This is a genomic window from Catellatospora sp. NPDC049133, from assembly GCF_040648455.1.
GTDB classification, from domain to species: Bacteria; Actinomycetota; Actinomycetes; order Mycobacteriales; family Micromonosporaceae; genus Catellatospora; species Catellatospora aurea.
Genome location: NZ_JBEZDT010000015.1, coordinates 129883 through 156774, shown reverse-complemented (window position 1 = coordinate 156774; position 26892 = coordinate 129883). Strand labels below are relative to the sequence as shown.

The 26892-nt window shown below is 74.4% G+C and carries 17 protein-coding genes and 1 pseudogene; 6 read left to right on the top strand and 12 right to left on the bottom strand.

The window, feature by feature from the left end; genetic code table 11:
• The 6 genes and pseudogenes from AB0B35_RS19170 to AB0B35_RS19145 form a co-directional block, all read right to left on the bottom strand.
• Positions 1 to 1207 (bottom strand): annotated as a pseudogene (locus AB0B35_RS19170) (serine hydrolase); the annotation flags it as partial.
• 72 nt (positions 1208 to 1279) lie between these two features.
• Entirely contained in the window at positions 1280 to 2251 is a 972-nt protein-coding gene (locus tag AB0B35_RS19165) for an ABC transporter ATP-binding protein (RefSeq protein WP_361047009.1), read from the bottom strand.
• On the bottom strand, positions 2248 to 4155 hold the full coding sequence (locus AB0B35_RS19160) for a dipeptide/oligopeptide/nickel ABC transporter permease/ATP-binding protein (RefSeq protein ID WP_361047006.1): 1908 nt from the start codon (positions 4153 to 4155) through the stop codon (positions 2248 to 2250). The genes AB0B35_RS19165 and AB0B35_RS19160 overlap by 4 nt, the downstream gene beginning before the upstream one ends.
• A gap of 30 nt (positions 4156 to 4185) precedes the next feature.
• The gene (locus AB0B35_RS19155; RefSeq protein WP_361047003.1) at positions 4186 to 5178 is read right to left on the bottom strand and encodes an ABC transporter permease; all 993 of its coding nucleotides are present in this window, start codon (positions 5176 to 5178) and stop codon (positions 4186 to 4188) included.
• A gap of 182 nt (positions 5179 to 5360) precedes the next feature.
• Positions 5361 to 6944: an ABC transporter substrate-binding protein gene (locus AB0B35_RS19150; protein ID WP_361047000.1), complete on the bottom strand. Its 1584-nt coding sequence runs from the start codon at positions 6942 to 6944 to the stop codon at positions 5361 to 5363.
• 19 nt (positions 6945 to 6963) lie between these two features.
• Positions 6964 to 8346 (bottom strand): serine hydrolase domain-containing protein, encoded by a 1383-nt coding sequence (locus AB0B35_RS19145; protein ID WP_361046997.1) that lies wholly within the window; start codon positions 8344 to 8346, stop codon positions 6964 to 6966.
• A 264-nt stretch (positions 8347 to 8610) separates the two neighbouring features.
• On the opposite strand from AB0B35_RS19145, the gene AB0B35_RS19140 reads away from it, so the two are divergent.
• Together AB0B35_RS19140 and AB0B35_RS19135 are read left to right on the top strand one after the other, a co-directional pair.
• Complete coding sequence (locus tag AB0B35_RS19140) at positions 8611 to 9255, top strand: hypothetical protein (RefSeq protein WP_360532389.1); 645 nt, start codon at positions 8611 to 8613, stop codon at positions 9253 to 9255.
• A 102-nt stretch (positions 9256 to 9357) separates the two neighbouring features.
• Positions 9358 to 10110, top strand: a complete 753-nt coding sequence (locus AB0B35_RS19135) for a hypothetical protein (protein ID WP_361046995.1) — start codon at positions 9358 to 9360, stop codon at positions 10108 to 10110.
• A gap of 4 nt (positions 10111 to 10114) precedes the next feature.
• On the opposite strand, the gene AB0B35_RS19130 is transcribed toward AB0B35_RS19135, so the two are convergent.
• The 6 genes from AB0B35_RS19130 to AB0B35_RS19105 form a co-directional block, all read right to left on the bottom strand.
• The gene (locus AB0B35_RS19130) at positions 10115 to 13285 is read right to left on the bottom strand and encodes an amino acid adenylation domain-containing protein (RefSeq protein ID WP_361046992.1); all 3171 of its coding nucleotides are present in this window, start codon (positions 13283 to 13285) and stop codon (positions 10115 to 10117) included.
• Positions 13282 to 16476, bottom strand: a complete 3195-nt coding sequence (locus tag AB0B35_RS19125; protein WP_361046989.1) for an AMP-binding protein — start codon at positions 16474 to 16476, stop codon at positions 13282 to 13284. The genes AB0B35_RS19130 and AB0B35_RS19125 overlap by 4 nt, the downstream gene beginning before the upstream one ends.
• A gap of 4 nt (positions 16477 to 16480) precedes the next feature.
• Complete coding sequence (locus AB0B35_RS19120) at positions 16481 to 17767, bottom strand: SGNH/GDSL hydrolase family protein (protein ID WP_361046987.1); 1287 nt, start codon at positions 17765 to 17767, stop codon at positions 16481 to 16483.
• Between the two features lie 195 nt (positions 17768 to 17962).
• A complete protein-coding gene (locus AB0B35_RS19115) occupies positions 17963 to 19198 on the bottom strand; it encodes a macrolide family glycosyltransferase (protein ID WP_360532404.1) in 1236 nt (411 codons plus the stop codon).
• Positions 19191 to 20504 carry a condensation domain-containing protein gene (locus AB0B35_RS19110; RefSeq protein WP_360532407.1) on the bottom strand — a complete coding sequence of 438 codons (1314 nt, stop codon included), beginning with the start codon at positions 20502 to 20504 and terminating at the stop codon, positions 19191 to 19193. The genes AB0B35_RS19115 and AB0B35_RS19110 overlap by 8 nt, the downstream gene beginning before the upstream one ends.
• 161 nt (positions 20505 to 20665) lie before the next feature.
• Positions 20666 to 21766, bottom strand: coding sequence for a hypothetical protein (locus AB0B35_RS19105; RefSeq protein WP_361046984.1), 1101 nt, complete (start codon positions 21764 to 21766; stop codon positions 20666 to 20668).
• A 57-nt stretch (positions 21767 to 21823) separates the two neighbouring features.
• Between AB0B35_RS19105 and AB0B35_RS19100 the strand changes: the two genes are divergently transcribed.
• The 4 genes from AB0B35_RS19100 (at position 21824) to AB0B35_RS19085 (ending at position 26892) form a co-directional block, all read left to right on the top strand.
• Positions 21824 to 23623: an ABC transporter ATP-binding protein gene (locus AB0B35_RS19100; RefSeq protein ID WP_361046981.1), complete on the top strand. Its 1800-nt coding sequence runs from the start codon at positions 21824 to 21826 to the stop codon at positions 23621 to 23623.
• Positions 23620 to 25395: an ABC transporter ATP-binding protein gene (locus AB0B35_RS19095; protein WP_361046978.1), complete on the top strand. Its 1776-nt coding sequence runs from the start codon at positions 23620 to 23622 to the stop codon at positions 25393 to 25395. Before AB0B35_RS19100 ends, AB0B35_RS19095 begins: the two co-directional genes overlap by 4 nt.
• A gap of 166 nt (positions 25396 to 25561) precedes the next feature.
• On the top strand, positions 25562 to 26413 hold the full coding sequence (locus tag AB0B35_RS19090) for a hypothetical protein (protein ID WP_361046976.1): 852 nt from the start codon (positions 25562 to 25564) through the stop codon (positions 26411 to 26413).
• Between the two features lie 50 nt (positions 26414 to 26463).
• Positions 26464 to 26892: a hypothetical protein gene (locus tag AB0B35_RS19085; RefSeq protein ID WP_361046973.1), complete on the top strand. Its 429-nt coding sequence runs from the start codon at positions 26464 to 26466 to the stop codon at positions 26890 to 26892.

Genomic DNA, 26892 nt, shown 5'->3' with positions numbered 1-26892 from the left:
GCATGTCTGCTTGGCCGTCAGAGGCGATCCAGGCGTCGGATGCGGTGTCCATGCATGAGAGCACCGCCGAGACGACGCGCGCTCCGGTGACCGGGTCCACGGTCACGACCTCGCCGTACGACGTGGGGGTGCCGAGCACGACGGCCGCGGTGTCCCCGGCGACGGTCATCCCGGACACGTTGAGCCCCGCCCCGGCGACGACCGGGCGGGGCGTGCCGCCGTCGGCGTCCACCGCGTACAGGTGGGTGCAGCCGCGGTCGCGCACGCAGAACAGCACGGTGCGCCCGCCGTCCACGAGCCGCGGCACCGCGCCGGGGTAGCCGGGGCCGCCCGCCATGACGTTGCGGTCCAGCCCCGCGGCCAGGTCCACGACCGGTCCGCCGTCCAGCGGCAGCCGCAGCAGCCGGGCGTGCCCGACCGGCCCGTCGACGCCGCCGACGACCAGCAGGTGCTGCCCGTCCGCGGTCCACCCGACGGGGCCGGCGACCCCGTCGGCGAGCCCGGCCTGACGCGGCCCGGCCGCCGGGTCGGCGAGGTCGAGGACGTGCACCGGCACGCTGACGCGCAGGTCGGCGTCGGGCGCGGTCGCCGCGGCGAAGGCGAGCCTGGTGCCGTCGGGCGACCAGGACGGGTCACCGGCGTGCCAGTCCCCCTCGGTCACCTGGCGCACCTGCCCGGTGGCGACGTCGAGCACGTGCAGGTGCTTGCGTTTCGTACGCAGCAGCCCCGCGCCGTCGGCCTGGTAGTCGAGCCGGTCCGCGACGACCGGGGCCTTGGCCCGCCTGGTGCGGACCGCCTCGTCCTCGCCGTCGGCGGCGTGCGTGTCGACCGCCGCGCCGAAGGCGATCCGCGTGCCGTCCGGGCTCCACACCGGCGCGCCCGCGCCCAGCGGCAGCGTGGTCAGCCGGGTCGGCTCGCCGCCCGCCGCGGGCAGCAGCCACAGCTGCGCCGGGCCGTCCTGGGCGCGCAGGAACGCGACCCGGGTCCCATCCGGCGACCAGGCCGGAGCGGAGTCGGCGTCGCCGCGGGTGAGCTGCTCGGCCTCGCCGGTGCGCGTACCGACGCGCCAGATCGCGTGCCGGTTGCGGTCCGCCCCGGCGTCCACGGTGCGCAGCACGTACAGGATCGAGCCGCCGTCGGGCGACAGCGCGGGCTGCTCGGGCACCGCGAACTTGGTCAGATCGTCGATTCGCTGGCGTGTGGTCACCGGGATCTCCTTGCTGGTCGGTCAGGTCGATGTCGTCGCGCCACCCGGTGGGGCGGCGGCTGTCCTCGTCGGTCAGGCAGCGGCCGGGTCGGCGGCGCTGTTCACGAAATGGCAGGCGGCGCGGTGGGGGCGGCCGTCGCCGGTGGGCGCGGTGTCGCGGCACACGGTGCGGTCCGGGTGGACCAGCGGCCCGGCCGGGCAGCGCGGATGGAATCGGCAGCCGGTCGGCGGGTGGTGCGGGTCGGCCGGTTCGGCGTCGGCGACCTGCGCGGGCACCGTGTCCGCCACCTGCGGCCCGCCCCCGCCCGGCCGCCGTGCGGCGGCCAGCAGTTCGCGGGTGTACGGGTGCCGCGGGTCGGCGAGCACCGACTCGGCCGGCCCGTACTCGACGATGCGGCCCAGGTACATCACCGCGATGTAGTCGCTGACGTAGCGCACCACGGCCAGGTCGTGCGTGATGAACAGCATCGACAGCCGCAGGTCTCGGTGCAGGTCGCGCACCAGGTTCAGCACGGTGCCCTGGATGGACACGTCCAGCGCCGAAGTGATCTCGTCGGCGATCACGACGTCGGGCCGCCCGGCGAGCGCCCGTGCCAGCGCGACCCGCTGCCGCTGCCCGCCGGACAGTTCCGCCGGGTGGCAGCCGGCCCGGTCGGCGGGCAGGTCCACGAGTTCCAGCAGCCTGGCCACCTCGTCGCGGCGGCCCGCAGCACCCGGCGCCGCCCCGCGCGGGATGGCCTCGGCGATCGAGGAGCCGATCGTCATCCGCGGGTCGAGCGAGGAGTACGGGTCCTGGAACACCATCTGCAGCGGACGCCGCCCGCCGCGCGGCAGCGGCCGGCCGTCGAGCAGGATCCGCCCAGCGGCCACCGGGGTCAGCCCGACCGCGGCCCTGGCCAGCGTCGACTTGCCGGAGCCGGACTCGCCGACGAGCCCGACGACCGCGCCGGACGGCACGGTCAGGTGCACCCCGTCGACCGCGGTCAGCGCCCGCCGCCCGCTGCCGTACCGGACGGTGACGTCCTCGAAGGTCAGCTCGCTCATCGCCCCTCCCCCTCTGTCGCCGCGTACAGCGCCGGCTCGGGGCGGTCGGCGTGCCAGCACGCGACCCGTCCGCCGGAGCCGTCCTCTATCAGCGCCGGGTCGACGCGTGCGCAGTGGTCGTCGGCCAGCGGGCAGCGCGGCGCGAAGGCGCAGCCCGGTGGCGGCGCGGCCGGATCGGCGGGGCGGCCGGGGATCACCACCAGCGGCTGGTCGCGGTCGGTGGACAGGTCGGGCACCGCACCGAGCAGCGCCCGGGTGTACGGGTGCCGGGCCCCGTCGCGCAGCCGCTCCACGGGCAGGTCCTCGACGATCCGGCCGGCGTACATGACCAGCACCCGGTCGCAGACCTGCTCGACGACGCCGAGGTCGTGGCTGATCAGCAGGACGGCGACGTCGTCGGCGGCCCGTACGTCGGCCAGCAGCGCGAGCACCTGGCGCTGCACCGTCACGTCGAGTGCGGTGGTCGGCTCGTCCGCGATGATCAGTTCGGGCTCGCCCATCAGGCCCATGCCGATCATGGCCCGCTGCCGCATGCCGCCCGAGAACTCGTGCGGGAACTGGCGCGCCCGCCGCGCCGCGCCCGGGATGCGCACCGCGCGCAGCCGGTCCACGGCGCGTGCCAGCGCCGGACCGCGCCGGTGGCCCAGGTGCTGCTCGGCCACCTCGGCGAGCTGGCGGCCGACGCGCTGCACCGGGTTGAACGAGGTCATCGGGTCCTGGAACACCATGGCCAGGGACGTACCGAGCAGCCGCCGCCTGGCCCGGGGCGGAGTCCGCAGCAGGTCGTCGCCGCCGAACTCCAGCCGCCGCGCCTCGACCCGGCCCGGCTGCTCGATCAGCTGCGCGACGGCGAGCGCGGTCAGGCTCTTGCCCGATCCCGACTCCCCCACGATGCCGACCGCCTCACCGCGCCGCAGCGTGAACCCGACCCCGCGGACCGGCGTCACCGTCCCGAACGAGACCTTCAGGTCCTCCACGACCAGCAGCGCATCCGCCTGCGCTGCTTGCTGCCCGGTCTGCTGCAGCCACACCGGCGCGGCCGCCGGTGGCGTCGGCGTCGGCGGAGCACTGTCAGTCGCTCGGTTCCGGACGGTCGCCGTCGCGGTGCGCGGCCCGACGGCCTTGGCCGCCGCCTCGCCGACCAGGTTGAACGCCAGCCCGGCCAGCACGACGGCCACGCCGGGCACCAGCGCGGCGGCCGGGTTGAGGTAGATGCCGTTGAGGCCCTCGCCGAGCAGCCGCCCCCAGTCGAAGTCCGGCGCCTGCACGCCCAGACCCAGGAACGACAGTCCCGCGAACGCCAGCAGCGAGCCGCCCGCCGCCATGGTCGCGTTCACCAGCAGCGGCTCGGCGATGTTGGGCAGCACGTGGCGCAGCAGCACGCGGACCCGCCCGACACCGGCGATGCGGGCGGCCGCCACGAAGTCCCGTCCGGCCACGGTCGCGGCCAGGGTCTGGGTCAGCCGGGCGAACGCCGGGGCGATGGCCAGCCCGATCGCGGGCACCGCACCGCTCGCGCCCGCCCCGAAGATCACCGCGAACGACAAGGCCAGCAGCAGCCCGGGGAACGCCACCGCGATGTTCACCGCGGCGGTGACCAGGCGGCCCAGCCGCGGCCCGAGCAGCAGCGGCAGGGTGCCGAGCAGCAGCCCGACGGCCACGCCCAGGGCGGTCGCCAGCAGCGCGAGCTGCACCGACGTACGCGTGGCGACCAGCACCCGGAAGAAGATGTCCCGGCCCAGGTTGTCGGTGCCCGCCCAGTGCTCCGCCGACGCGGGGGCCAGGATGTGCGCCGTGTCGACCTCGTCGGCCCGGCCGCCCCACAGCAGCGGCGCGAGCACCGCCAGCAGCATCACCCCACCCAGCAGCACGGCCGCGGCCGCGCCCACCGGGGTCCGCAGCACACCGGCCCACCTCGCCCGCGACGTCACCGCTCAGCTCTCCCTGATCGTGGAACGGGGGTCGAGCAGCGCCAGCGCCACGTCGACCACGAGGTTGACCAGCAGCACGCCCAGGCCGTACACCAGCACCACGCCCTGCACCACCGGGTAGTCCTTGGCCAGGATCGAGCCGACGATGGTGCTGCCCAGACCCGGCCAGGCGAACACGTTCTCGGCCAGCACCGTTCCGGCGACCATGCCGCCCAGCAGCAGCCCGCCGACGGTGATCGTGGCGGTCAGCGCGTTCGGCAGCGCGTGCCGAAGGTAGACCCGCCGGTCGGGCAGGCGTTTTGCCCGCGCGGTGCGGATGTACTCGGCCTGCAGCACCGCGAGCGTCTCCACCCGCACGATGCGGGCCAGGATCGACGCCGGGCCGACGGCCAGGGCCAGCACCGGCAGCACGTACGACGCCGCGCCCTGCCGCATCGCCACCGGTGCCCAGCCCAGCTCGACGCTGAACACGTAGACCAGCCCGACCGCGACCAGGAACTCGGGCACCACCGCGAGCAGCACGCTGCCGGAGGTGAACGCCAGCTCGACCGGCCTGCGCCGGCCGCCCCGGGTCAGCACCGCCATGGCCAGGCCCAGCGGGATCGACACGAGGACCGCGAGGGCGAAGGCGAGCACGGCCAGCTCGGCCGTGGCGGGCAACCGGTCGCCGATCACCTGGGAGACCGGCATGCCGGACAGCATCGAGGTGCCGAAGTCACCGCCAACCAGGTGGCGCAGGTAATCGGCGTACTGCTGCCAGAGCGGGTCGTTCAGCCCCAGCGCCTCGCGGCGGGCCTCGACCAGCTCCACCGGCGCGGTGTTGCCCAGCGCGGCCCGGACCGGGTCGCCCGGGATCAGGTGGATCATCAGGAAGGCGCCGGTGACGAGCACCCAGACCGAGACGAGCAGCCGGCCGAGGCGGCGGGCCGCGAACCTCGCCCAGGGGTTGCCGAGCACGGACGCGAACCCGGGCGCGGAGGTGGTAGTGCTGGTCACCGGCATGGCCTCCGTCACATCGTCGGGTTCGGTGATCAGATCCTGCCCGCCGGCCCGGCACCCGGTCTTGGTACGCCCGCACAAGGCGACCCGGTCGACCCTGTCCGCCCGCACCACTGCGGGCAGAAAAGGACGGTGCCATGACCCAGCGGGTCATGGCACCGTCGTGCGCGAGGGAGCTGTCAGGCGAGCATGCGGATCGAGCCGGGCGTGACGCTGCCCTGGCTCAGCTCGAACTCGGCGCCCTTGCCGAAGATCGGCACCGTGGAGTCCACGAACGGCACCACGTCGAGCCGCTTGAACAGCGCCTCTTCGGCGGCCTGCCACTTGTCGCAGCCGCCGCTGCCCGCGATCGCCGACGCCGCCTGCACGTTGGCCTTGTAGTCGGGGTTGTCGATCGAGGCCAGGTTGACGCCGTTGGGCGGCGTCGCGCCGGACAGGAACGGCACCAGCTGGGTCGGCAGGTTCACCCCGAGCGGCAGGATCGCCGCCTGCCAGGCGCCCTGCCCGCCGACGACGAGCTGCCCGACCTCGGCGTCGCTGAGGCCCTTCACGGTGACCTGCGCCCCGAGCGCCGTCCATTCCTTCTGCAGCAGCTCCGCCGCGGCCTGGGTGCCCTGGCCGACGCTCGTCGGGAAGTACAGCAGCAGGGCGAGCTTCTGCCCGTCCTTGGCGCGCACCCCGTCGCTGCCCGCGGTCCAGCCCGCGCCGTCCAGGGCGGCCTTCGCGGCGGTCGCGTCCTTGGCGGGCAGCAGCGACGCCGCCTTGCCCGCCGGGCAGGGACCGCCCGGTGCCACCAGCCCGGCCGAGCGCCGGCCGGTGCCACTGGTGACGACCTGGCCGAGCTGGTCCAGGTCGAGCGCCTGGGTGAGCGCACGCCGGACGGCCTCGTCCGCTCCGGGCATACCCTGCTTCTGGTTGAACCACAGTTCGCCGAGCGGCGAGGCGACCAGCCGCTCGTGCAGCTTCGCCGCCCGCAGGCGCTGCTGATCCGGGCCGACCATGACGGCCGCGTTCACCTCACCGGACAGCAGCAGGTTCGCCGCGGTGGTCCCGTTGGCGACGACGCGCAGCACGACCTTGTCGGGCAGGCCCGCCTGGTCGGACTTCCAGTCCCCGGGACCCCACGCGTACTCCTTGCGCCGGGTCAGGGTGTAGTGGTCACCGGCGACGGCCTCGGTGACGGTGAACATGCCGGTGCCGTCGGAGCCCTGCTTGAGCTGGTCGCGCGCGGCCATGCCCTTCTTGCAGACGATCGGCAGCCCGCCGACGTTGCGGTCGAGGAACGCGTCGGGCGCGGGCGAGGTCACCGTGACGGTGCCGGCCGCGTCGTCGCCCACGGCGGTCGCGCCGGCCGGCACGTAGACGCCGATGCGGGTCGAGGCGTTCTTCGGGTCGCCGACGAAGGTGATGTTCGCGGCGATGTCGGTGGCGGTGAGCGGGCTGCCGTCACCGCAGGTGATGCCCTTGCGCAGGGTGAACGTCGCCGTGGTGGTGGTCCCGTCCCACTTCTCCGCCAGGCCCGCGACCATGCTGCCGTGCTCGTCCACGTTGACCAGTGAGTCGTACAGGAAACGACCCGCCTGCAGCGAGGTGGACACCGAGGTGAAGTGCGGGTCGAGGGTGCCCGGGTCGGACGCCAGCACCAGGGTGAAGGTCTTGCCGTCGGCATAGGACCCGCTGCTCGCGGGCTGCCCGCCACCGCCGCAGGCGGCGAGCGCCAGGGTCAGCGCACCCGCCGCCGTGACCGTCGTCAGAGATCTCATCGTGCCTCCAGTTGAAGGATCAGGCCGTGCGCCGCGTGGCGCGTCCGCTGTGGACGTATCGGGCCCGGCCGTCGTCGTCGCCGACGAAGGCCTGCGGCAGGTGCACGCCGTGCGTCGGCTCGGCGGGCAGGAAGACGTCGCCGTGCAGGTGGATCAGCTCGCTGCGCTCGGCCTTGCCGCCGAGCTCGGCGAGGATGCCGCGGGGCGTCTGCTCCAGCCAGATCCGCCCGTCGCCGTCCTGGCTCACCACCAGCTCGGCCACCTCGGAGGCGTACGTGCCCAGGTAGCGGGTCGCGTCGACGGGCCGCGGCCCGGCGGGCGGCACCGGCAGCGCGGGCATCTCGATCCCGGCCAGCTCACGCAGCAGATGCGGGAAGATCGCGGTGTACAGCGCGAACGGGTTACCCCCGTTGACGTTCAGGACCACCGCCACCCCCTGCTCCGGCGCGACGCGCAGGAACGTGGACTGCCCGATAGTGCCGCCGTCGTGGCCGAAGACCTCACCGCCCGGCCAGTCGAACAGCTCCCAGCCCAGGCCCCAGGCATCGCCCATCAGCCCGGACACGGGCACCGTCACCTGGCGCTCGCGCATCGCGGCGGCCGAGGCCGGGCTCAGCACCGCGGTGCCGTCGGCGGCGCGGCCGCCGTCGAGGTGCATGCGGACGAAGGCCAGCAGGTCGCGCGGCCGCATGGCGAGCATCGCCCCGGCCGGCGCGTTCGAACGGACCAGGGCCCAGATCGGCGCGGGCACCGGGTCCGCGTCCGGGTCGGGCTGCAGGTGGCCGACGGCCGCGCGGTGCAGGATCGCCTCGTACGGGCCGGTCGCGGCGTGGCTCAGCCCCAGCGGCGCGAACAGGAACTCGCGCAGGCAGGCGTCGTACTGCTTGCCGCGCAGCACTTCCACGATCCGCCCGAGCACGCAGTATCCGGCGTTGTTGTAGGAGAACAGCTCGCCGGGCGGGAACAGCTGCGAGGTCCCGCCCAGCGTGGCGACGTACTTCTCGACGCAGTCGTCACCCGGGCCGGTGTCGGTGAAGATGTCGCCCTCGAACCCGGCGGTGTGGCACAGCAGCTGCCGCACCGTGACCACGGCCGCGGCGGCCTCGTCGGCCAGCGTGAACTCAGGCAGGAGGCGGCGCACCGGGGCGTCGAGGTCGAGCACGCCCTCGTCGGCCAGCTGCAGGATCAGCGTGGCCGTCCACACCTTGGTGACCGAACCGATCTGGAACAGGGAGTCGGGCGTGGCCGTCACGCCGGTCGCGTTGTTCAGCACCCCGGCGGCATGGTCGACGACCTCGCCCCCGGCGTACACCGCGATCGCCGCGCCGGGCACCCGGTGCTCGGCCAGCAGCTCCGGCAGGCGCACCTGGAGCCAGTCATGGATCTCGCTCAACTTCGACATGGGCCACACCATAGGGTCGCCCCACCCCCCGGCGTTCGTCCGCGCCAACGAACGCCCGCCCCCGCCACTGTTCCCCCCGACGACCGGAAGGAGGGGCACCTTCTTATCGCTTTGCGATGGAGAAGGTGCCCTTCCTTCGATGCGGCAGCAGCCGCGGCGCGACGTGCTGCTGTCGTGCTGGCGACGACCCGTCGCCCGCGCCACCCGGCCACCCCTATCGTGCAGTGGCCAACGCCTTATCCCGCTGCCGCAGAAGGACCACCCATGCCGCTCCACCCCCGCCGTGCCGCCCTGCTGATGATCCCGGTCCTCGCCCTCGCCGGGCTGGCGACCGCCTGCAAGTCCGGCGGCGAGTCGCCGTCGGCCGCGCCCAGCGCGGTCACCGTGCTGACCCCGTCACCGGACGCTCCCACCAGCGCCGCGCCGCCGGCCGTGCCCACCCCGACCTGCGCCGAGGTGAAGGAGGCGATGGTGCGCGGCCTGATCGACCCCTACTACGCGTTCGGCAAGGACGGCGCCCCGCTGACCGAGGGCATGTTCTCCGGCGAGGACGGCCTGGTGCTGGCCGTGCAGAAGCCGTGCGCGACCGGCGACCTCGGCGGCGAGATCGGCAACGTCACCGTCGGCACGATCATGAGCAGCGTGGTGGACACCACCGGCCGGTACTGGGGCGTCATGCTGTGCGCCAAGCCCGCCGACCGGGCGCAGTGCGTGGTGCACTTCGTGCTCGGCGACCGCGACCCGATCGAGTCCGTCGCCGTCGCCGACCGCAAGCTCACCCTGGTCTACCTGACCCGCCCCACCGACGCCGGGTCCGCGGTGGTCAGCGTCCGGCGCACCGCCGTGTACGTCGCCGACGGCAGCATCCTCAAGGAGGAGTCGCACACGGACGCGCCCTACACGCCGTGACCGCGGCCTGACAGGTCCCGTGCATCCACCGGGCGGGACCTGTCGGACCGACGTGAGAACGTGATGGCCCACCCGGCCTCCGCCGATCTCACCGGAGCTGCGATGAGCGCACCTCGTGTCACCCTGTACGACCACGGCGGCAACACCTACGCGCAGCCGTCGGGCGGACTGCTGTGGGTGCTGCTCAAGCAGTTCGACGACGTGCCGGGCCGCACCTCGTTGTGGCTCGGGCGCGACGAGTCCGAAAGCGACTTCATGCAGGTGTGGCGGATGGCGGACGGATACCGGCTGCTCGTGCAGCAGCGCGAGGGTTCGCCGCCCGCGCTGGCGCACCAGGTGGGGTTCGACGTCGCCTTCGCGGCGCTGCTGGCCTGGAACCTCGGCCACGACACCTGGCGCACGGCATGCGACTGGCGTCCCGTGTCGTGGCCGCCGGCACCGGACACGCCGCCCGCGCTGATCCGTATCGCCTACGAGCCGGACCACGGGCGCACCGACCGGATCGGCCGCTACGCCGACGGCCAGTTCTTCGCGATCGTCCACGGCACCCGCCGCAACGCGCTCGGCGACATCGGCGTGGCGCTGCTGCTGTTCGACCACACCGGGACGTACACCGGCTCCCGGATCCACAACGACGTGCCGGGCGACGAGGCGCACGGGCTGCGCGAGCAGCTCATCGCGGAACTGCCCGACGTCGCGTACGGCGACATCGCGGTCCGCCCGTTCTCCGTGCGCGAGGGCGACATCGCCTGGGAACTCGTCGACCAGACCGCGAAGCACGGCATGCCCCGGGTCAGCCTCTACCCGATGGACATCATGTTCGCGCCGCCGTGGGACGGCGCCTACGACACCTGACCCGTCACCGGTCCGCGGCGGCGACGATGCCGTTGATGGTGGGGGTGTCGAAGAAGACGTGCAGCGGCAGGTCCACGCCCAGGCGTCGGCGCAGCCTGGCCGCGATCTTCGTGACGGTGAGCGAGTGCCCGCCGAGGTCGAACAGGTCGTCGTCGGGCCCGATCTCGCCGTGCCCGAGCACCTCCCGCCAGATCTCGTACACCTGCAGCGCCAGCCCCGTGTAGGGCCGGGCCGAGGTCTGCGGCACCAGCGGCGCACCCGCGAGCCCGGCCAGCGCGGCCCGGTCGAGCTTGCCGTTGGCGTTGCGCGGCAGCTGCTCGACCAGCGTGAACACCGACGGCACCAGGTATCCGGGCAGCCCCGCCGCCAGCCGCTCGCGCAGCCGGGCCGGATCGGGCGCGCCGACCAGGTACGCCACCAGCGCGTCGCCGTCCGGCGACACCGTCACCGCCGCGTCCACGACCGACTCCGCCGCCCGCAGGTGCGCCTCGACCTCGCCCGGCTCGATCCGGTGCCCACGCACCTTCAGCTGGTCGTCGGCGCGGCCGTGGAACTCCAGCGACCCGTCGGGCAGCCGGCGCACCCGGTCGCCGGTGCGGTACAGCCGCCCCCAGGCCGTGTCGACGAACCGCGCCGCGGTCATCTCGGGACGGTTCAGGTAACCCCGGGCGACCCCGGCCCCGCCCAGGCACAGCTCCCCCACCACGCCGTACGGCAGCGGGCGTAGCCCGGCGTCGAGCACGTACGCCGTCGTGTTGGCCAGCGGGCGGCCGATGGTCACCGGGCCGTCCCCGGTCAGGTCCGCGGCCGTCGACCACACCGTCGTCTCGGTCGGGCCGTACAGGTTGACCAGGCGCTTCGTCCGCGCCCGCAGCTCGGCGGCGAGCGGCGCGGGCAGCGCCTCGGCACCGCACACCGCGACGACGCCGCGCTCGGCGAACCCGGCGTCGACCAGCCGCCGCCACGTCGACGGGGTCAGGTGGGCGTGGGTGACCCCGGTCAGCCGCAGCAGCTTGAGCAGCAGTTCACCGTCGCGGGCCTGCTCGGCCGTGGCCAGCACGACCGTGCCGCCGGTGACCAGCGGCAACCACAGCTCCGGCACCGACATGTCGAACGCCGCCGACGCGACGGCCAGCCAGACGTCCCCCGGCCCGGTCGGCACCACCTCGGGCAGCGCGTGCAGCAGGTTGACCACGCTCGGGTGCTCGACGGCCACACCCTTGGGCCGGCCGGTCGAACCGGAGGTGTAGATGACGTAGCAGAGCCCGGGTTCGTGCCGCCGTGCCACGGCCGGGTCACCGGTCGCGACCGGTGATGTCCCCGCACCGGACTCGGTCCCCCTGCCCTCGTCGGCGGTCGGCGGCATGGTCTCGCCCAGCAGGGTCGGCTCTTCGCCGATGACGGCCGCCGGTGTGGCCTCGCCGAGCACCGTCGCGCCGTCGCCGTCGGCGACCAGCAGCGCGGCCGGGCAGGCGTCGGCGAGCAGGGCGTCGCGGCGGGCCACCGGGTGCTCCGGGTCCAGCGGCAGATAGGCCGCGCCGGTGCGCAGCACGCCGAGCAGCGCGGGCAGCAGCCGCGACGTGCGGGGCAGGCACACCCCGACGAGGTCGCCGGAGCCGATGCCGCGTTCCCGCAGCTGTGCCGCCACCGCCCCGGCCTCGGCGTCGAGCTGCGCGTAGGTCATGGCGCTGTCGGCGGCGACCACCGCGACGGCGTCGGGCTGCGCCACGATCCGCGCGTCGACGAGTTCGTGCAGGGTCGGCGGGCCGGGAACGGGCCGAGCGGTGGCGTTCCAGCCGGCGAGCAGCTCGTGTTCGGACGGATCGAGGAGGTCGAGGTCGCGCAGGGGCGCGTCGGGTCGGCGGGCGAAGCCGTCGAGCAGCAGACGCAGGTGCGTCCCGATGCGGGCGGCGTCACCGGGGTCCAGGCGGGCCGGGTCGACGTGCAGCAGCACGGGCAGGTCCACGGCGGCGGGGTCGTCGAGCAGCTGGACGTGCAGGGCGTTGCGGGCGGCGTGGTGGAACGCCGTCCACTCGACCCGCACGCCGAGCCCGGCGAACTCCGGCGTGGGCCGGACGCGGCGGCGGTAGCTGATCGACACCGGGGTGAGCGCGGCTCGCGGGGCCAGCCCGGACACGGCCCGGGACAGGGGCACGGCGCGCACGGCATAGATGTCCCGCAGCAGCCGCCGCACGTGCGCGACGCGTTCCCGCACGGTGACCCGTGCCGCGGCGGGATCGGTCGCGGCCAGGCCGACGGGCAGCTCGTTGACGTGCAGCCCCACCCTGTCATGTCCATCGGTGGGGCGGGTGCCGAGGTCGACGCCGACGACGGGAGCCGGGTCGCCGTACCGGTCGAGCAGCGTGAGCAGGCCGGCGAGCACCACCTCGAACGTCGTCGCGCCCAGCTCCCCGGCGGCCGCGCGGATCGCCGCCGCGTCCAGGGTGAACGGCACCAGCACCCCGGCTGTCGCACCGGGCGCGGTGGTCCCCCGCAACCCCGGCAGGCTGGGCTCACCCGGTGCGCGGTACCCCGACCAGTGCTCGCCCGCCCGCGCCGGCACCTCCTTGGCCGACCTCGCCGCTCCGACCCCTGTCCGCCGGGAGTCGTGCCCCGCCGGATTCCTCGACTTTCGAGGAAACTGCGGCAATCCCGCACCGGATTCGTGCAGTTTCTCGGAAACTGCAGGGCCCGCTGCGGCGTGAGCCGCGCCGGGGGAGGTCGGTGGGGTGGGGGCGGAGTATCCGGTGGCGAGGTCGGTGAGGAGGATCTCCTTGGACTCGCCGTCGAAGACCAGGTGGTGGGCGACGATCAGGAGCAGGTGCCGGTCGGGTCCCGCGGGCACCAGGTCGAAGCGGATGAGCGGTCCGGCGGCCAGGTCGAACGGTGCGAGCGTGTGTTCGCGGACGAACACCGCCAGGTCGTCCGGAGCCGCTCCCACCTGCAGCGACGGTGTCCGGGCCGCCGGGACCACGCGCAGCTCGCCGTCGTCCTCGATGAACGCGCACGACAGCACCGGGTGGCGGGCGACCGCCGCCGCGACCGCGTCCGCCAGCCGGGCCGGGTCGAGCGGGCCGTCGAGCCATACCGGCAGCGGCATGTGGTACGCCGTGGCGGCCAGCCCGAGGCGCTCGGTCAGCCACATGCCGTGCTGGGCCGGGGTGGCGGTGCTCATCGCGGAACCTCCTGCGGTGGTGCGGGGGCGAGCTCGCGCGCCGCGTGCTCGAACAGCTCGGTGACCCGCCCGGCGAGCGTGTCCATCTCGGACCGGTCGAAGGCGTGGTGGTTCCAGAGCAGGTGCGCGACCAGCCGGCCGTCCGGGTGCTCGACCACGGCCAGTTCGGGCGCCTGCAGGTCGGGCAGGCCGCCGGGCGTGGGCCAGTCCGCGTCCAGGGCCCGGGGCAGCTCGAACGTCTCGGACTCCAGGCCCGGCAGGTGCGCCTGGCCGCCCCAGGTCTCCACGCGCAGCCAGGCCGCGCCGGTGTGCCGCAGGTAGAACTCGGCGAACGGGTAGTGCTGGTGGTCCAGCGCGTCCAGCACGGTGCGCCGGGTCCGGGCCAGCAGTTCGGTGGTGGACGGCGCGCCGGAGGTGTCCACGCGCAGCAGCAGGGACTGGCTCAGGCAGCCGATCAGCGTCTCGCTGCCGGGCCGGGTGCGGCCGGGCACCGGGGACATCAGCAGGATGTCGTGGGTGCCGGTGCGTTCGGACAGGGCCGCCGCCCAGCACGACGCGATCAGCATGAACGGGGTCGCGCCCTGGGCGGCTGCGGCCCGGCGCAGCCCGTCGCCGAGCGGGCCGGGCAGCGGGAACTCCAGCGCGGCGCTGCGCAGCCGGACCGCCTCCCGGCGGCCTCGGAACGGCTCCAGGTGGGCGGGCGCGCCGTCGAGCACCCGCCGCCAGTGCGGCACGGTCGTCTGCCAGCGCTGCCGGGTGTACGCCACGAAGTCACGCAGCGGCGTCGCGGCCGCCGGTCCGGCACCGCCGCGCGCGGGCGTCCCCGGCAGCGGATTGCCGCTGCGTTGTGCCGCATAGGCGGCGCCGATCTCGTGCAGCAGCGGCCCCATCGACGCGCCGTCGCAGACCAGGTGGTGCACGGCCAGCCCGAGCACGTGGTCGTCGGGGCCGACGGTGGCGACCATCGCCCGCACCAACGGCCCGCGTTTCGTGTCGAAACCGCCTTCGCGGTCGGCCCGGCACAGCTGCCCGGCGTGGTCGAGGTCGCGGGCCGCGACGGCGGTCACCACGGGCGGGCAGTGGTCGAGCACCCGCGCCCGGTGCCGCCCGGCCGGGTCCCGGTCGAACACGGTGCGCAGCGCCTCGTTCCGGTCAGCGACCGCGGTCAGCGCCCGTTCCAGCAGCACCGGATCGAGTTGGTCGTACACCCGGACGCCGACGCTGATCGGCCCGACGTCCCGCGGCTCCCCGGTCGCCCACATCCAGGCCAGCATGCTCTCCTGAGTGGATGCCAACGGCATCTCCCCGGCCGCCACCCCGCCGTCCTCGCCCCCGGCGGACGAGCGCCACTCGGCCGCCGGGCGGTGATCGCCGTTTCGGGACGAAACCTGTGGTCCGACCGCACTTTCCGTCCACAAACGGCGATCATCCTCTGCCGGAGCCGGAGCCGGAGCCGGAGCCGGAGCCGGAGCCGGTGACAACGCCTGCGCCGGCTGCTCGGCGGTGGCGGGCGCGGCGGTGAACCGGTCGGCCTGGTCGGCGAGCAGCGGGGTGTCGAAGATGAGGGAGACGGGCACCTCGCGGCCGAATTGGGTGGCGGCCAGGGCGGCCAGGTGGGTGGCGCGCATCGAGTCGCCGCCGAGGGCGAAGAAGTCGTCGCCGACGCCGACCTCGGGCACCCGCAGCACCTCGCGCCACAGTCCGGCGAGCGCGATCTCGGCCGCCGTGCGGGGGGCGACCCGCGCCGGGGCCGACGCGAACACCTCCCGCAACGCCGCCTTGCGCACCTTGCCGCCGTCGTTGCGCGGCAGTGCGGCCACGGCGACGATCCGGTTCGGCAGCTCGTACGGCGCGAGCCGCTCGGCCAGGAACGCCCGCAGCTCGGCCAGCGCCGACGGGTCGCGCAACTCGACGGCCGCGGCGACCGTCGCGCCCATCACCGGATGCGGCAGCCCGAGCACGGCCGCGCCGGACACCGCCGGGTGCTCGTGCAGCGCCGCCTCGACCCGCAGCGTGGAGACCCGGTACGCACCCGCGTTGACCAGGTCCGATTCGCGGTCGACGAGGAACAGGTAGCCGTCGGCGTCGCGGTAGCCGAGGTCGCCCATGCGCACCCAGCCGTCGCGGAACACCGCGGCGCTCGCGCCGGGATCACCGTGGTACGCCCGCACGGCGTCGCCCGCGCGCAGCCACACCTCACCGGTCTGCCCCGGCCCGGCGACGCCGCCGTCCGCGGTGAGGATGCGCAGCTCCGCCCCGCCCTCGGCGCGCCCGACCGAGGCGGGCCGCTCGGGATCGAACACCATGCTGGTATGTGCCGGAGCGGCCTCGGTGGACGTGTAGTTGTTGACGATCACGGCCTCCGGCAGCGCTTCGGCAAGCGCTCGCGCAACTGCGGGAGGAAGAGCCGCGGCGGTGCACGACACCAGCTGCACCGCGTCGAGGTCGCACTCGGCGAACACACCCGCCTCCAGCAGCGCGCTCGCCATCGCGGGCACCAGGAACAGGGTGCCGACGCCCAGGTGCTGCGCCGTCCGGGCGTACACCCACGGGTCGAAGGCCGGGACGGTGACCACGGTGGGCCGCGCGACCAGCGCGGTGACCAGCATCGTCTGCGCGGCGTTGGTGCCGATCGGGAACGCGTGCAGCGCGTGCCGCGAGTGCGCCAGCGGCGGTCGCGCAGGTTCGAGCCCGTGGGTGAGGCTGGCGTGGCTCGCGGCGACACCTTTGGGCGTGCCGGTGGTGCCGGAGGTGTAGACGATCTGCGCGGTCTGTCCCGGTTCGACGGTGACCGGCGGCGATGTCCGGTCACCCGAGTCCAGCTCGGACAGTGCCCAGCCGCCCGCGCCGACGACGACCCGGGCCCCTGCATGGTCGAGCAGCTCCCGCAGCCGGGCCTCCGGCGACGTCGCCGACAGGGGCACGGCGACCGCGCCGACGCCGGTGACGGCCGCGTACGCGACCGCGAAGTCGAGCCAGTCCGTGCCCTCGAACACCAGGCCCACCCGGTCGCCGGGCGCGACGCCCCTGCCGAGCAGCCCGTGCCCGACCGCGGTGGCGCGGGCGTGCCACGCCGCCGCGGTCAGTGCCGGCTGCCCCGCGCCCTCCCCTGCCGCCAGTCGCAGCGCGACGTGTCCGGGTCGCGCCGCCGCGAGGGCGGCCAGCAGTTCGGGGAGGGTGCGGGGCCTCATCGGATCACAGCAGCCAGAGCGGTACGGCCGCGGCGAGCGCCTGCGCGCCGGTGTCGTTGGGGTGGATGTGGTCGCCGCTGTCGTACGCGGGCAGGACCTTGCTGGGCGCCGCCGGGTCGCGCAGGATCTGGTCGAAGTCGAGCAGCCCGTCGAAGCCGTTGTCAGCCCGCAGCCACGTGTTCACGGCCTGGCGGACGGCCTCCTTCTCCGGCGTCCAGGTCGAGTAGCCCTCGAACGGCCCGAGCGTGGCGACGACCACCCGCAGGCCGCGGTCCTTGGCCTGCAGGGTGAGCTGGCGCAGCCCGTCGATGATCTGAGCGGCCGGGAAGCCGGACAGGTGCACGTCGTTGATGCCGAGTTCCACGATGACGGTGCGTACGCCGGGCTGGCTGAACACGTCGTCGTCGAGGCGGGCCAGGGCGCTGTCGCCCAGGGCCGGGGAGTTGATGGCCAGGCCGTCGCGGGTGACCTGGTTTCCGGCGAGGCTGACGTTGAGCACGCCGGGGTCGGCCAGCGCGGGCCAGGTGCCGGTGATGCGCCCGGCGAGGTAGTCGGGCCAGCGGGTGTTCGCGCCCAGGGTCGAGCCCGAGCCGTCGCTGATCGAGTCGCCGAGCACGACGACCGTGCCCAGGCCGGTCTTCGTCAGGACCTCGATCCCGGCCAGGTAGTAGAAGTGGTTGTAGGCCGCGGTCTGGCCGGTGCCGTCGGCGGTCTCGGCCTTGTCGCCCGCGTAGACGTACGAGGTCTGGCGGGCGGTCCAGTGCCAGGACGTCGCGCCGGTCGCGGTCGGCAGGTAGAGCGTGACCGCGAGTTCCCCGGTCGCGGACACCGGCAGGTCGATCGGGTCGGTCAGCAGCTCCGCGCCCTTGTAGACGGTCGCGGACTCGCTGCCGTTGAAGGTGACCTCGCGGATGCTGCCGGGCTGCAGGGTCGGCGAGCCCGGGGTGGCGGGCAGGCCGACGCTGGCGTGGCCGATGGTCAGCGGGCCGGTGCCGTACGCGTTGGTGATCCGCAGGCGCACCTTCTCGCCGCCCAGGGAGACCCGCACGAGCTGGCGGATCGACTGGTCGGTGAAGCCGTTGAGCGAGCTGCCGGTGTTGGCCAGGCTCGGCGCGGTGAGTGCGGTCCCCCAGGTCCCCACCCAGCGGCCGGGCAGGCTGCCGGAAGCCGGGCCGGCCCCCGCGACCAGGGTGGTCGCGAGCAGGCCGAGGCCGGCGAGGCCGGCGGCGACGCGCCGGCGGACCCGGCCCGTCCCGGCACGCGATACGCCGCGCGTCGATTCTGTGATCACTTGTGGAACCTCCGTCGATTCCCGAGGGGGATGTGGCGGGCTGTCCCGCCGACGCGACCACGATGCCAATAAACAGTTAAGTTTCTTAGGTACAAAGCTGTGATCAAGGCTGCCGGTTCGGATGATTTAAATGGCCCCATCTATCGATGGCATCTAGGCGACGGGCCGCCCGGGGGGCGCCGGGCGACCCGCCGCCTATCCCTGAGGGGCCAGGGTCCTGACGCCCGCGGCGCCGCGCTGGGCGGGCTCCCGCAGGCACGACTCGACGATGTCCGCGGCACGGGCCGCACCGCCCGCGGCCAGCACCTCGGCCCGCATAGCGGCGACGCCCGCCGCGACGCGGGGGTCCGCGGCCACCCGGCGTGCCGCCTCGCGCAGGCCGGCCGGGGTGAGCCCGGCCAGGTCCAGTGAGGCGCCGATGCCGGTGTCGACGATGCGGGCGGCGTTGAGGTCCTGCTCCAGGGTCCGGGCCACGGCGATGTGCGGGACGCCGGCCTGCACGCCCTCCATCACCCCGCCCAGCCCGCCGTGGGAGATGAACACCCGCGCGTGCGCCAGCACCGATAGCTGCGGCACCACCGGCATGACCTGCACGTTCGGCGGCGGCGTGCCCAGCGAGCGCGGGTCGAGGCGGCGGCCCACGGCGAGCACCACGTGCCAGGGCGTGCCCGCGAAAGCGTCGAACACCAGGCGGTAGAAGTCGGGCCAGTGGTTGTTGAGCGTGCCCAGCGACACCAGCGCCACCGGCGCGCCGTCGGCCGGCGGCGACCAGGGCACGTCACCGGCGCGCGAGGTCGTGCACGGCCCGACGAAACCGAACTCCTCGCCGAACGCCTCGCCCGCGTACTGGAACGCCCTCGGCAGGAAGGCCAGGTGGCGCACCACCCGCGGGGCGAGGAACTCGTCCGCGGGCAGCCCGGTCAGGCCGCGCTCGGCGAGGAAACGCTCCAGACGCAGGTGGTATTCGGCCAGCGTGGGATGGGTGAAGTCGACCGGGACCGCCTCGTTGAGCGACCACGGGCCCGCCGAGACGATCATCGGCCAGAGCTGGATCGCGGGGATGCCGTGGGAGTGGGCGAACACGTGCCCGGCGAACGCCATCCGGTCGAACAGCACCAGGTCCGGCGGGTCGGCCAGCAGGGCGGGCTCCAACTGCGGCAGGGTGTGCTCGGTCTCGGCGAGGAAGTTGAGCAGGCTGCGTCCGATGTGCTCGGCGCGGGCCGGAGTGCGCGCCTGCGGATCGGTGTCGCCGGGCCGGGTCGAGGTGTACGGGATCACCCGCGCCCCCGCCGCCGCCACGTACGCGGCCCGGTCGGCGGGGGCGGCGTAGCTGACCCGGTGCCCGCGCCGCACCAGCTCGGCGACCACGCCCAGGGTCGGGAACAGGTGCCCGAGCGCCGGGATGTTGAAGAACGCGATGTGGTTACCCATGCCGCGCCGCCACTGCGAAGACCGGGAGTCCGGCGTCGTCGGGCATGGCCCGCAGCAGCGCGACGACCTCGTCGGCCATCGCCGCGGCGGTGTCCGCGGTGAACAGCGCGGTGTCGTAGCGCAGCGTCAGCTCCAGCCCGTCGGGCTCGCGCCAGGCATCGATCCCCAGGTCGTGCAGGATCTGCGGGGCGGCCTGGGCGAACGGCCGCCAGTGCGGATCGACCGCCCCGCCGGCGGTATGCGTGTGCAGCGCCGCCGTCACCTGGAAGACCGGGGTGCGGGAGCGGTCGGCGTCCGGATCGACGGCGGCGACGACCTGCCCGAACGGCACCGACTGGCGGGCCAGCCCGTCGATGGTCGCGGCGCGGACCCGGCCCAGCAGCTCGCCGAGATCCGGCTCGCCGGACAGGTCGACGCGCAGCGCGATCGTGTTGGCGAACAGGCCCACCGTGCGCTCGGTCTCCTCCAGCAGGCGGCCGGACACCGGCATGCCCACGCACAGGTCGGTCTGCCCCGAACGCCGCGCGAGCACCACCAGCAGCGCGGTGACCAGCACCATGTACGGCGTGGCCCGGCGCTGCCGGGCGAAGCGGTCGAGGGCGTCCGCGACCGGCGCGGCGACGTGCACGTCGATCTGGCCGCCGCGCAGCGTCTTGGCCGGCGGCCGGGGCAGATCCGCGGGCAGCTCCAGCGGCGGCACCCCGCGCAGCCGGTCGGCCCACCAGGCCAGATCCTCGTCTCCGGTGGTGTCGGCGCACTGCCACGTGGCGAAGTCGGCGTAGCCGATGAACGGCTCGGGCAGCGTTTCGCCCCGGTAGAGCGCCACGGCCTCGCGCTGCAGGATCATGGTCGACTCGCCGTCGGCGAGGATGTGGTGCACCGCCAGGCACCAGACGTGGTCGGCCGGTCCGAGGCGGATCAGCCGGGAGCGCACCAGCGTGCCGCCGGCCAGGTCGAGCAGCGCCCTGGCCAGTTCCGCGACCAGCTCCCGCGCCCGCGCGGGCGGGTCGGCCTCACCGGACACGTCGAGCAGCTCCGTCACCAGGCCGCCGGGTGACGCGATCACCTGACGCGGCCCGTCGGGGCCGACGGCGAACGTGGTGCGCAGGGCGTCGTGCCGGTCGGCGAGCGCGCCGACGGCCGCGGTGAACGCGGGCACGTCCAGCGGCGCGGTGATGCGGTCCGCGATCAGCACGATCGGTGACGCATCGCCGTCGTACGCGGTGCACAGGTGCCACCACCGCTGCTGCAGCAGGGACAGCGGCGCGGTGCCGGACGGTGTGGCACGACGCGGGATGACCTGCACTCAGCCCACCTCCTCGTCGACCAGCGATGCCAGTGAATCCATCGACGCCTGCCTGTCTTACGGTGGAACCGGGCGACACGGCGCGCCGGGGTGGGCGCACGGTACGGGCCACGGCGGAGGTCATCCACGCATGGGCATATAACTGATAGCACAGTTGACCTTTACTGTAAATATTCCTTCCAGAACTGATCTCCAGCCTGGCCAGCGTGTACACATCCGTCCGATATGGCATGCCGCAGCAGCGGGGTGACCAGTGCGGGCAGGCCGGCGAGCCGGTGACCGGGCACGAACCGGCGCAGCGCGCCCGGCGCGATCGTGCGCAGCGCGGCCGCTCCGCGCACCGCCCACAGGGCACGTTCCACCGCCGCGACATCGCCCAGCACCGCATACGCCGCGACGCCGTAGCAGAACGCGGCCAGCCACAGCTGCAGCAGCAGCGAGTCCGCCACGACCCGGCGCATCCGGCCCGCCGGGTCGCACGCCCCGACCGCGGCGGCATACCGCTCGAGCAGGTCGGGCAGGGTCAGGCCGGACGGGGCGAGGAAGGCGTCGGCGAGCACCGCCCGCCAGCCGTCGCCGTCGGGCACCTGGCACACCACCACCCCGTCGAACAGCAGCAGGTGCGGCACCACCGGCGGCACCAGCACCCTGGCCCAGTCGCCGGGCGGGCCGCCGAACAGCGCGGCGTGGCGCGGGCCCTGCAGCACGTCGTTGCCGATCAGCGAGTCGCCCTGCTCGTGCTCGGCCAGATTCGGGGAGCTGACCAGCGGCGCCATCCCGTGCTCGCGGGCGAAGCGCAGCAGCAGCACGTCGTCGGGCTCGCCGGGTTCGGCCGGGAACTCGGCGAGCGCGTGCGCGACCGCGGTCGGCAGGACGACGGCGGTCGTCGGCACGTACGGGTCGAGCAGCGGCACCCAGCCCGCACCCGCCAGCGCGGCCAGCCGCACCGCCGGCGACGTGCGCGAACCCCACTCGGTGAACAGGCACAGGATGCGGTCGGGCTGCGCCGCCACCGCCGCCCGCACCAGCCGGGCGAAGCCGGGCGCGAGGCGCATGTCGTCCTGCACCAGCAGCCGGTGGGTGCAGCCGGGATCGGCGGTCCGCCAGGCCAGCCGGGCGGTGCGCAGCGCGCTGCGCGGCCCGTCGGGCTCCGGGTCCTCGACCACCTCGAAGTCCAGCCCGGGCTGGCTCGCAGCCAGGGCTTCGGCCTCCAGACGGCGGCGCGGATGCGCGGTCACCGCGGCCGAAATCAACGCGTGCATTTAAGTATCTTAACTGTTAAGTTTGTTGATGTTACCGGCTGTCGAGAGGACGTCACCATGAGGCCCCGACTGCGCCGTTGGCTCGACCTCGCACGCCTGCTCCGCCACGCGGGCCCGCTGCCCGTGACGGTCGCGCTGCTCGTCAGCACCGCGTTCGGGCTGGCCCCGATCGTGTTCATGGTGTGCATGGCGGTGCTGCTGTCCAAGGTGCCCGCGGTCGCTCGCGGCGAGCCCGCGCTCGGCGCCGCCGTCGGGCTCACCCTCGCCGCGCTCGTCGCGCAGCAGTTGCTCGGCCCGCTGCAGCTCGCACTGGCCGAACTGGTCGCGCGCCGGGTCGACGGGCACTGCGTGCAGCGGGCGCTGCGGGCGGCGTACACCGAGGCGCCGGTCGCGGCCCTGGAACGCCCCGGCACGCTGGACCTGCTCACCGACGTACGCACGGCGATCGACCGGGCCAGCCCGTCACCCGGCCAGGCCGCCGCGGCGCTGCCCGCGCTGCTGGCCCGCTACGCCGGGCTCGCCGGGGCGGTCGTGCTCATCGCCGTGGTGCTGTCCCCGCTCACCGGCCTCGTCGTCGCGGTGACCGCGCTGGTCATCCGGTTCGGGCAGCGCGGCTCGCTGGGCCGCTTCGCGGCGGCGTGGGACGCGCTGTCGCCGCAGCGCCGCCGCCTGGCGTACACCCGCACGCTGACCACCGGCACCGCCGCGGCCAAGGAGATCCGGGTGCTCGGGCTGCTCGGCTTCCTCACCGCGCGCCTGGACACCGAGCACCGCGGCTACCTCGATCCGATCTGGAGCAAACGGCGGCGGCTGCTGCTGCGCCCGTTCCTCGGCTTCGCCCTGGCCGGGCTCGTCGGCGCGACCCTGGCGCTGACCGCGGTCGCCCAGGCCACCGCGAGCGGGCAACTCGACCTGCTCGGCTACGCCGTCGCCGTGCAGGCGGTGCTGGTGCCGATCCGGTTCGGCGTCTACTTCCCCGAGGCCGACGTGCAGACCCAGTTCGGCGGCCGCGCGCTGGCCGCGCTGACGAACTTCGAGCATGCGGTACGCGGTGTGGCCCTGCCCGGGACCGCCCCCGCGCCCGCCCCGCAGCACGAGATCAGGTTCGCGCAGGTCGGCTTCGCCTACCCCGGCGGCCGCCGCGTGTTCACCGATCTCGACCTGGCCATCCCCGCCGGGCGGTGCACCGCGATCGTCGGCCTCAACGGGGCCGGCAAGACCACCCTGGTGAAACTGCTGACCCGCTGCTACGACCCCGACCGCGGCGCGGTCACCGTCGACGGCCACGACCTGCGCGACCTCGACCCCCGCTCGTGGCAGCGGCAGCTCGCCGTCATCTTCCAGGACTTCAACCGCTACGAACTGACCGCAGGCGAGAACATCGGCCTCGGCACGGGCACCCCGGCCGCCTGGCACGCCGCGGCGGCCCGCGCCGGCGCGCAGGACCTGCTCCACGACCTGCCCGCCGGCCTGGACACCCCGCTGCACGCCCGCTACACCGGCGGCCGCGACCTGTCCGGCGGCCAGTGGCAGCGCGTCGCGCTGGCCCGCGCCCTGCACGCCGTCGACCGCGGCGCGCGCCTGCTGGTGCTCGACGAACCCACCGCCGCCCTCGACGTACGCGCCGAGGTCGAGTTCTTCGACCGCTTCCTCACCCAGACCGAGGGCCTGACCAGCGTCATCATCTCGCATCGCTTCTCCACGGTGCGGCGCGCCGACCAGATCCTGGTGCTCTCCGACGGGCACGTGGTCGAACACGGCGACCACGACACGCTGATCGCCGCGGGCGGCCACTACGCCGAGATGTTCGCGCTGCAGGCCAGCCGGTTCCGCGACGACCTGGCGGCCGCCGCATGAGGACCCTGCGCACCGCGCTCGTCTTCGTGTTCGGCCTGGCCTGGGCCGCCGACCGGCGCAAACTCGCCATCGGCGTCGGCCTGATCACCGGCGGCTACCTGGCGACCCCGTTCATCGGCTTCCTGCTGCGCGACTTCACCGACGTGGCGCTCGCCGGGGCGACCGGTCCCGCGACCGCGCTGGCCGTCGGCGTCGCGACGCTGCTGGTCGTGGAGCTGATGCTGGGGCACTTCGCGCACCTGTACTACTTCGAGGTCGGTGAGCAGGCCGGCACCGTGCTCGACCGGCGGCTGCTGACCCTGGCCAACGGGCAGCCGACCGTGGCCCACCTCGACGACCCCGGCTTCGCCGACACGCTCGCGCTGGCCGCCCAGGACGCCGCCCAGACCCGGCAGTCCCTGGAAGGGCTGCTGCACCTGGGCGGGCTGGTGCTGCGGGCCGCCATCACCACGGTCATCCTCGCCGCCGTCGACCCGTGGCTCGCCCTGCTGCCGCTGGCCGCGGTGCCGCCGGTGCTCGTCGCCCGCCGCGCCGCGAAACTCGCCGAACGCGCCCGCGAGCACACCGCCGAAGCCGGGCGGCTGTCGAGCCACCTGCTCACGCTCGCCGCCGACGCCGACGCGGTCAAGGAGATCCGGCTGTGCGGCGCGGACGAGTTCCTGCTCGCCCGGCAGGCCGAGACGTGGACCCGCATGACCGAGACACTGTGGGCGGCGCACTGGCGGGCCGCGCTGCTGCGCGGGTGCGGGCAGCTGCTGTTCGCGTTCGCGTACGGCGGGGCGATCCTGCTGGTGCTCGGCCGCGCCGTGGACGGCACCGCGACCGTGGGCGAGGTCATCCTGGTGGTGACCCTGGCCGTGCAGATCAGCGTGCAGGTGGCCGGGGCGATCGGGCTGCATGCCACGGTCGCCGCCGCCGCTCGCACCGCCGACCGCTTCGCCGAACTGGCCGCCGCCGCACCCCGGCCGGAGTCCGCGACCGCGTCAGCCCCGCGGCGGCTGCGGCACGGCATCCGCCTGGACGGCGTCACCTTCGCCTACCCGGGCGCGGCCGAGCCGACGCTGCGCGACGTCGACCTGACCCTGCCCGCCGGGGCGACCGTCGCGCTCGTCGGCGAGAACGGCGCGGGCAAGAGCACCCTGGTCAAGCTGCTCTGCGGGCTGTACACCCCGACCGGCGGCGTGCTCACCGTCGACGGCACGGACCTGGCCCGGATCCCCGCCGAGTCGTGGCATCGGCGGATCGCCATGCTGTTCCAGGACTTCGCGCGGCTGCACTGGACCGTCCGTGACAACGTCGGCGTCGGCGAGCTGCCCCTGCGCGACGACGACGTGGCCCTGCGGGCCGCGATCCACCGAGGCCGCGCCGGGCGCGCCGTCGAGCAGGCCGGGGGCCTGGACGGACTGCTCGGCAGGGGGTACGCCGACGGCACCGAGTTGTCCGGCGGCCAGTGGCAGTCGCTCGGCCTCGCCCGGTCGCTGATGCGGCCCCGGCCGCTGCTGCTCGCGCTGGACGAGCCCGCCGCCGCGCTCGATGCCCACGCCGAGAACGCCCTGTTCACCCGCTTCGCCACGGCGGCCCGGCGGGCGGCGCGCGGCTCCGGCGCGATCACCCTGTTCGTCTCGCACCGCTTCTCGACCGTACGCGCCGCCGACCTGATCGTCGTGCTGCGCGACGGCACGGTCGCCGAGCAGGGCAGCCACGACGAGCTGATGGCCCGCGGCGGCCTCTACCACGACCTGTTCACCCTGCAGGCCAAGGCCTACGCCTGACACCGCGGCTCCTGGTCGGCACGGAGGAAGGGCACCTTCACAACGCTCCGCGTTGTAGCAGGCGCCCTTCTTGACAACGAAGGCCCGCGACCTCCCTCACCGGGGCGGTGGTCGGATTTGCGACGGGTCCTAGGCACGATCGCGCGATCAACTTACCGTGTGCGCCATGACCGCCTCTCCGCTGCGCCACGCCGCCCCCGGCGACGACGTCGCGCGTACCCATAACCCCGCTCGCCCGCACCGCACCGCCGTCGCTGTCGCCGGTGTGCTCGTCCTCGCCCTGCTGGGCACCGCCGCCTGCGGGAAGAAAGGCGAGCCGCAGGCCACCGCCAGCGCCAACACCGTGATCACGGACAGCCCCGGGACCAGTGCGAGCGTCCTGCCGTCCGGCTCCGCGGCGGCGACGCCTCAGCCGTCGGCGACCGGTGGCGGCGGCAACGGCAGCGGAGCGCCGACCTTCCCGAAGACGGCCAAGGACTACGGCCTGGCCGCGCTGGCCGCGTGGGCGTCGGGCAGCAAGTCGAAACTCGACCTGTACGCCGTGCAGGCAGCGGTGTCGCAGTTCATGGGTCACGGCAAGCCCAACAGCCAGTGGACCACGCTCAACTGCTCGGCCGCCGGCAGCGGGCGCACCGCCTGCGACTACCGCAACGCGCACGGCGACGACACCCGGCTGACCATGGAGGACACCCAGCTGGGGCACCCGACGGCGGTCGTCGACGTGTTCGTCAACCGCACCCAGTACCCGACAGACGCCGCCGGGTACGTCGGCTTCTTCATGGCCGCCTGGGGCGACGGCAACAAGCAGCGGATGACCCGCTTCTCCAGCTCGTCGATCGCGAACATGTTCTCCGGCAAGACCCCGCCGACCGGCAGCCAGACCGAGGCCACCCAGAACGGCAGCAACTGGACCGTGAAGGTGACCGGCCTGCCGCTGGGCTCCGGTAACTGGACGTTCACCGTCAGCGGCGGCAAGCTCGGCGGCGGCAACGCGATCACCGCGGCGAAGGTCGACTGATCGGACCGGCCCCGGCGGATCGGTTGGCCGGACGCTCCATGATGGAGCACATGGTGGTAACCGGACGTGATCCTGACGGGGCGCTGCAGCTGTGGCGGGTGGGCCGTCGCCGTCTGGCGTGGCGGCCCCGGTCGGCGAGCAGCGGCTCTCACGAGCCGGGGCCGTTCCCCGACCTGCCAGGGCGGCTGGTCGGGCAGGCGCTGGAATGGGTGCCCGCACTGGCCGCCACGGTCGTCGTCTGGCCGTGGCGGCGGTGCGCCGGCCGCTGGCCGGTCGTCGCGTACACCCTGGGCATGGCGGACCAGTCCGGCTACCACTACCACGAGGTCGTGCACAGCCGCGCCGCCGCCGACGCGCTCGCCGTGCGGTGGGCCGCCGAGATCCGAAAGCATGGCCGGCCGCAGGGCCGCGAGCCGGACGAGGTCGTGCCGGACCGACACCACCTGCTCGACGACTGGCTCGGCGGCGGGGGCGCATAG

What these genes read in the sequence shown, in the direction of transcription:
- AB0B35_RS19165 (WP_361047009.1), bottom strand. Translation starts at nt 2,251, where the DNA reads ATGAGCGAGCTGACCTTCGAGGACGTCACCGTCCGGTACGGCAGCGGG.
- AB0B35_RS19150 (WP_361047000.1), bottom strand. Translation starts at nt 6,944, where the DNA reads ATGAGATCTCTGACGACGGTCACGGCGGCGGGTGCGCTGACCCTGGCG.
- AB0B35_RS19145 (WP_361046997.1), bottom strand. Translation starts at nt 8,346, where the DNA reads ATGTCGAAGTTGAGCGAGATCCATGACTGGCTCCAGGTGCGCCTGCCG.
- AB0B35_RS19140 (WP_360532389.1), top strand. Translation starts at nt 8,611, where the DNA reads ATGCCGCTCCACCCCCGCCGTGCCGCCCTGCTGATGATCCCGGTCCTC.
- AB0B35_RS19135 (WP_361046995.1), top strand. Translation starts at nt 9,358, where the DNA reads ATGAGCGCACCTCGTGTCACCCTGTACGACCACGGCGGCAACACCTAC.
- AB0B35_RS19130 (WP_361046992.1), bottom strand. Translation starts at nt 13,285, where the DNA reads ATGAGCACCGCCACCCCGGCCCAGCACGGCATGTGGCTGACCGAGCGC.
- AB0B35_RS19125 (WP_361046989.1), bottom strand. Translation starts at nt 16,476, where the DNA reads ATGAGGCCCCGCACCCTCCCCGAACTGCTGGCCGCCCTCGCGGCGGCG.
- AB0B35_RS19115 (WP_360532404.1), bottom strand. Translation starts at nt 19,198, where the DNA reads ATGGGTAACCACATCGCGTTCTTCAACATCCCGGCGCTCGGGCACCTG.
- AB0B35_RS19105 (WP_361046984.1), bottom strand. Translation starts at nt 21,766, where the DNA reads ATGCACGCGTTGATTTCGGCCGCGGTGACCGCGCATCCGCGCCGCCGT.
- AB0B35_RS19100 (WP_361046981.1), top strand. Translation starts at nt 21,824, where the DNA reads ATGAGGCCCCGACTGCGCCGTTGGCTCGACCTCGCACGCCTGCTCCGC.
- AB0B35_RS19095 (WP_361046978.1), top strand. Translation starts at nt 23,620, where the DNA reads ATGAGGACCCTGCGCACCGCGCTCGTCTTCGTGTTCGGCCTGGCCTGG.
- AB0B35_RS19090 (WP_361046976.1), top strand. Translation starts at nt 25,562, where the DNA reads ATGACCGCCTCTCCGCTGCGCCACGCCGCCCCCGGCGACGACGTCGCG.
- AB0B35_RS19085 (WP_361046973.1), top strand. Translation starts at nt 26,464, where the DNA reads ATGGTGGTAACCGGACGTGATCCTGACGGGGCGCTGCAGCTGTGGCGG.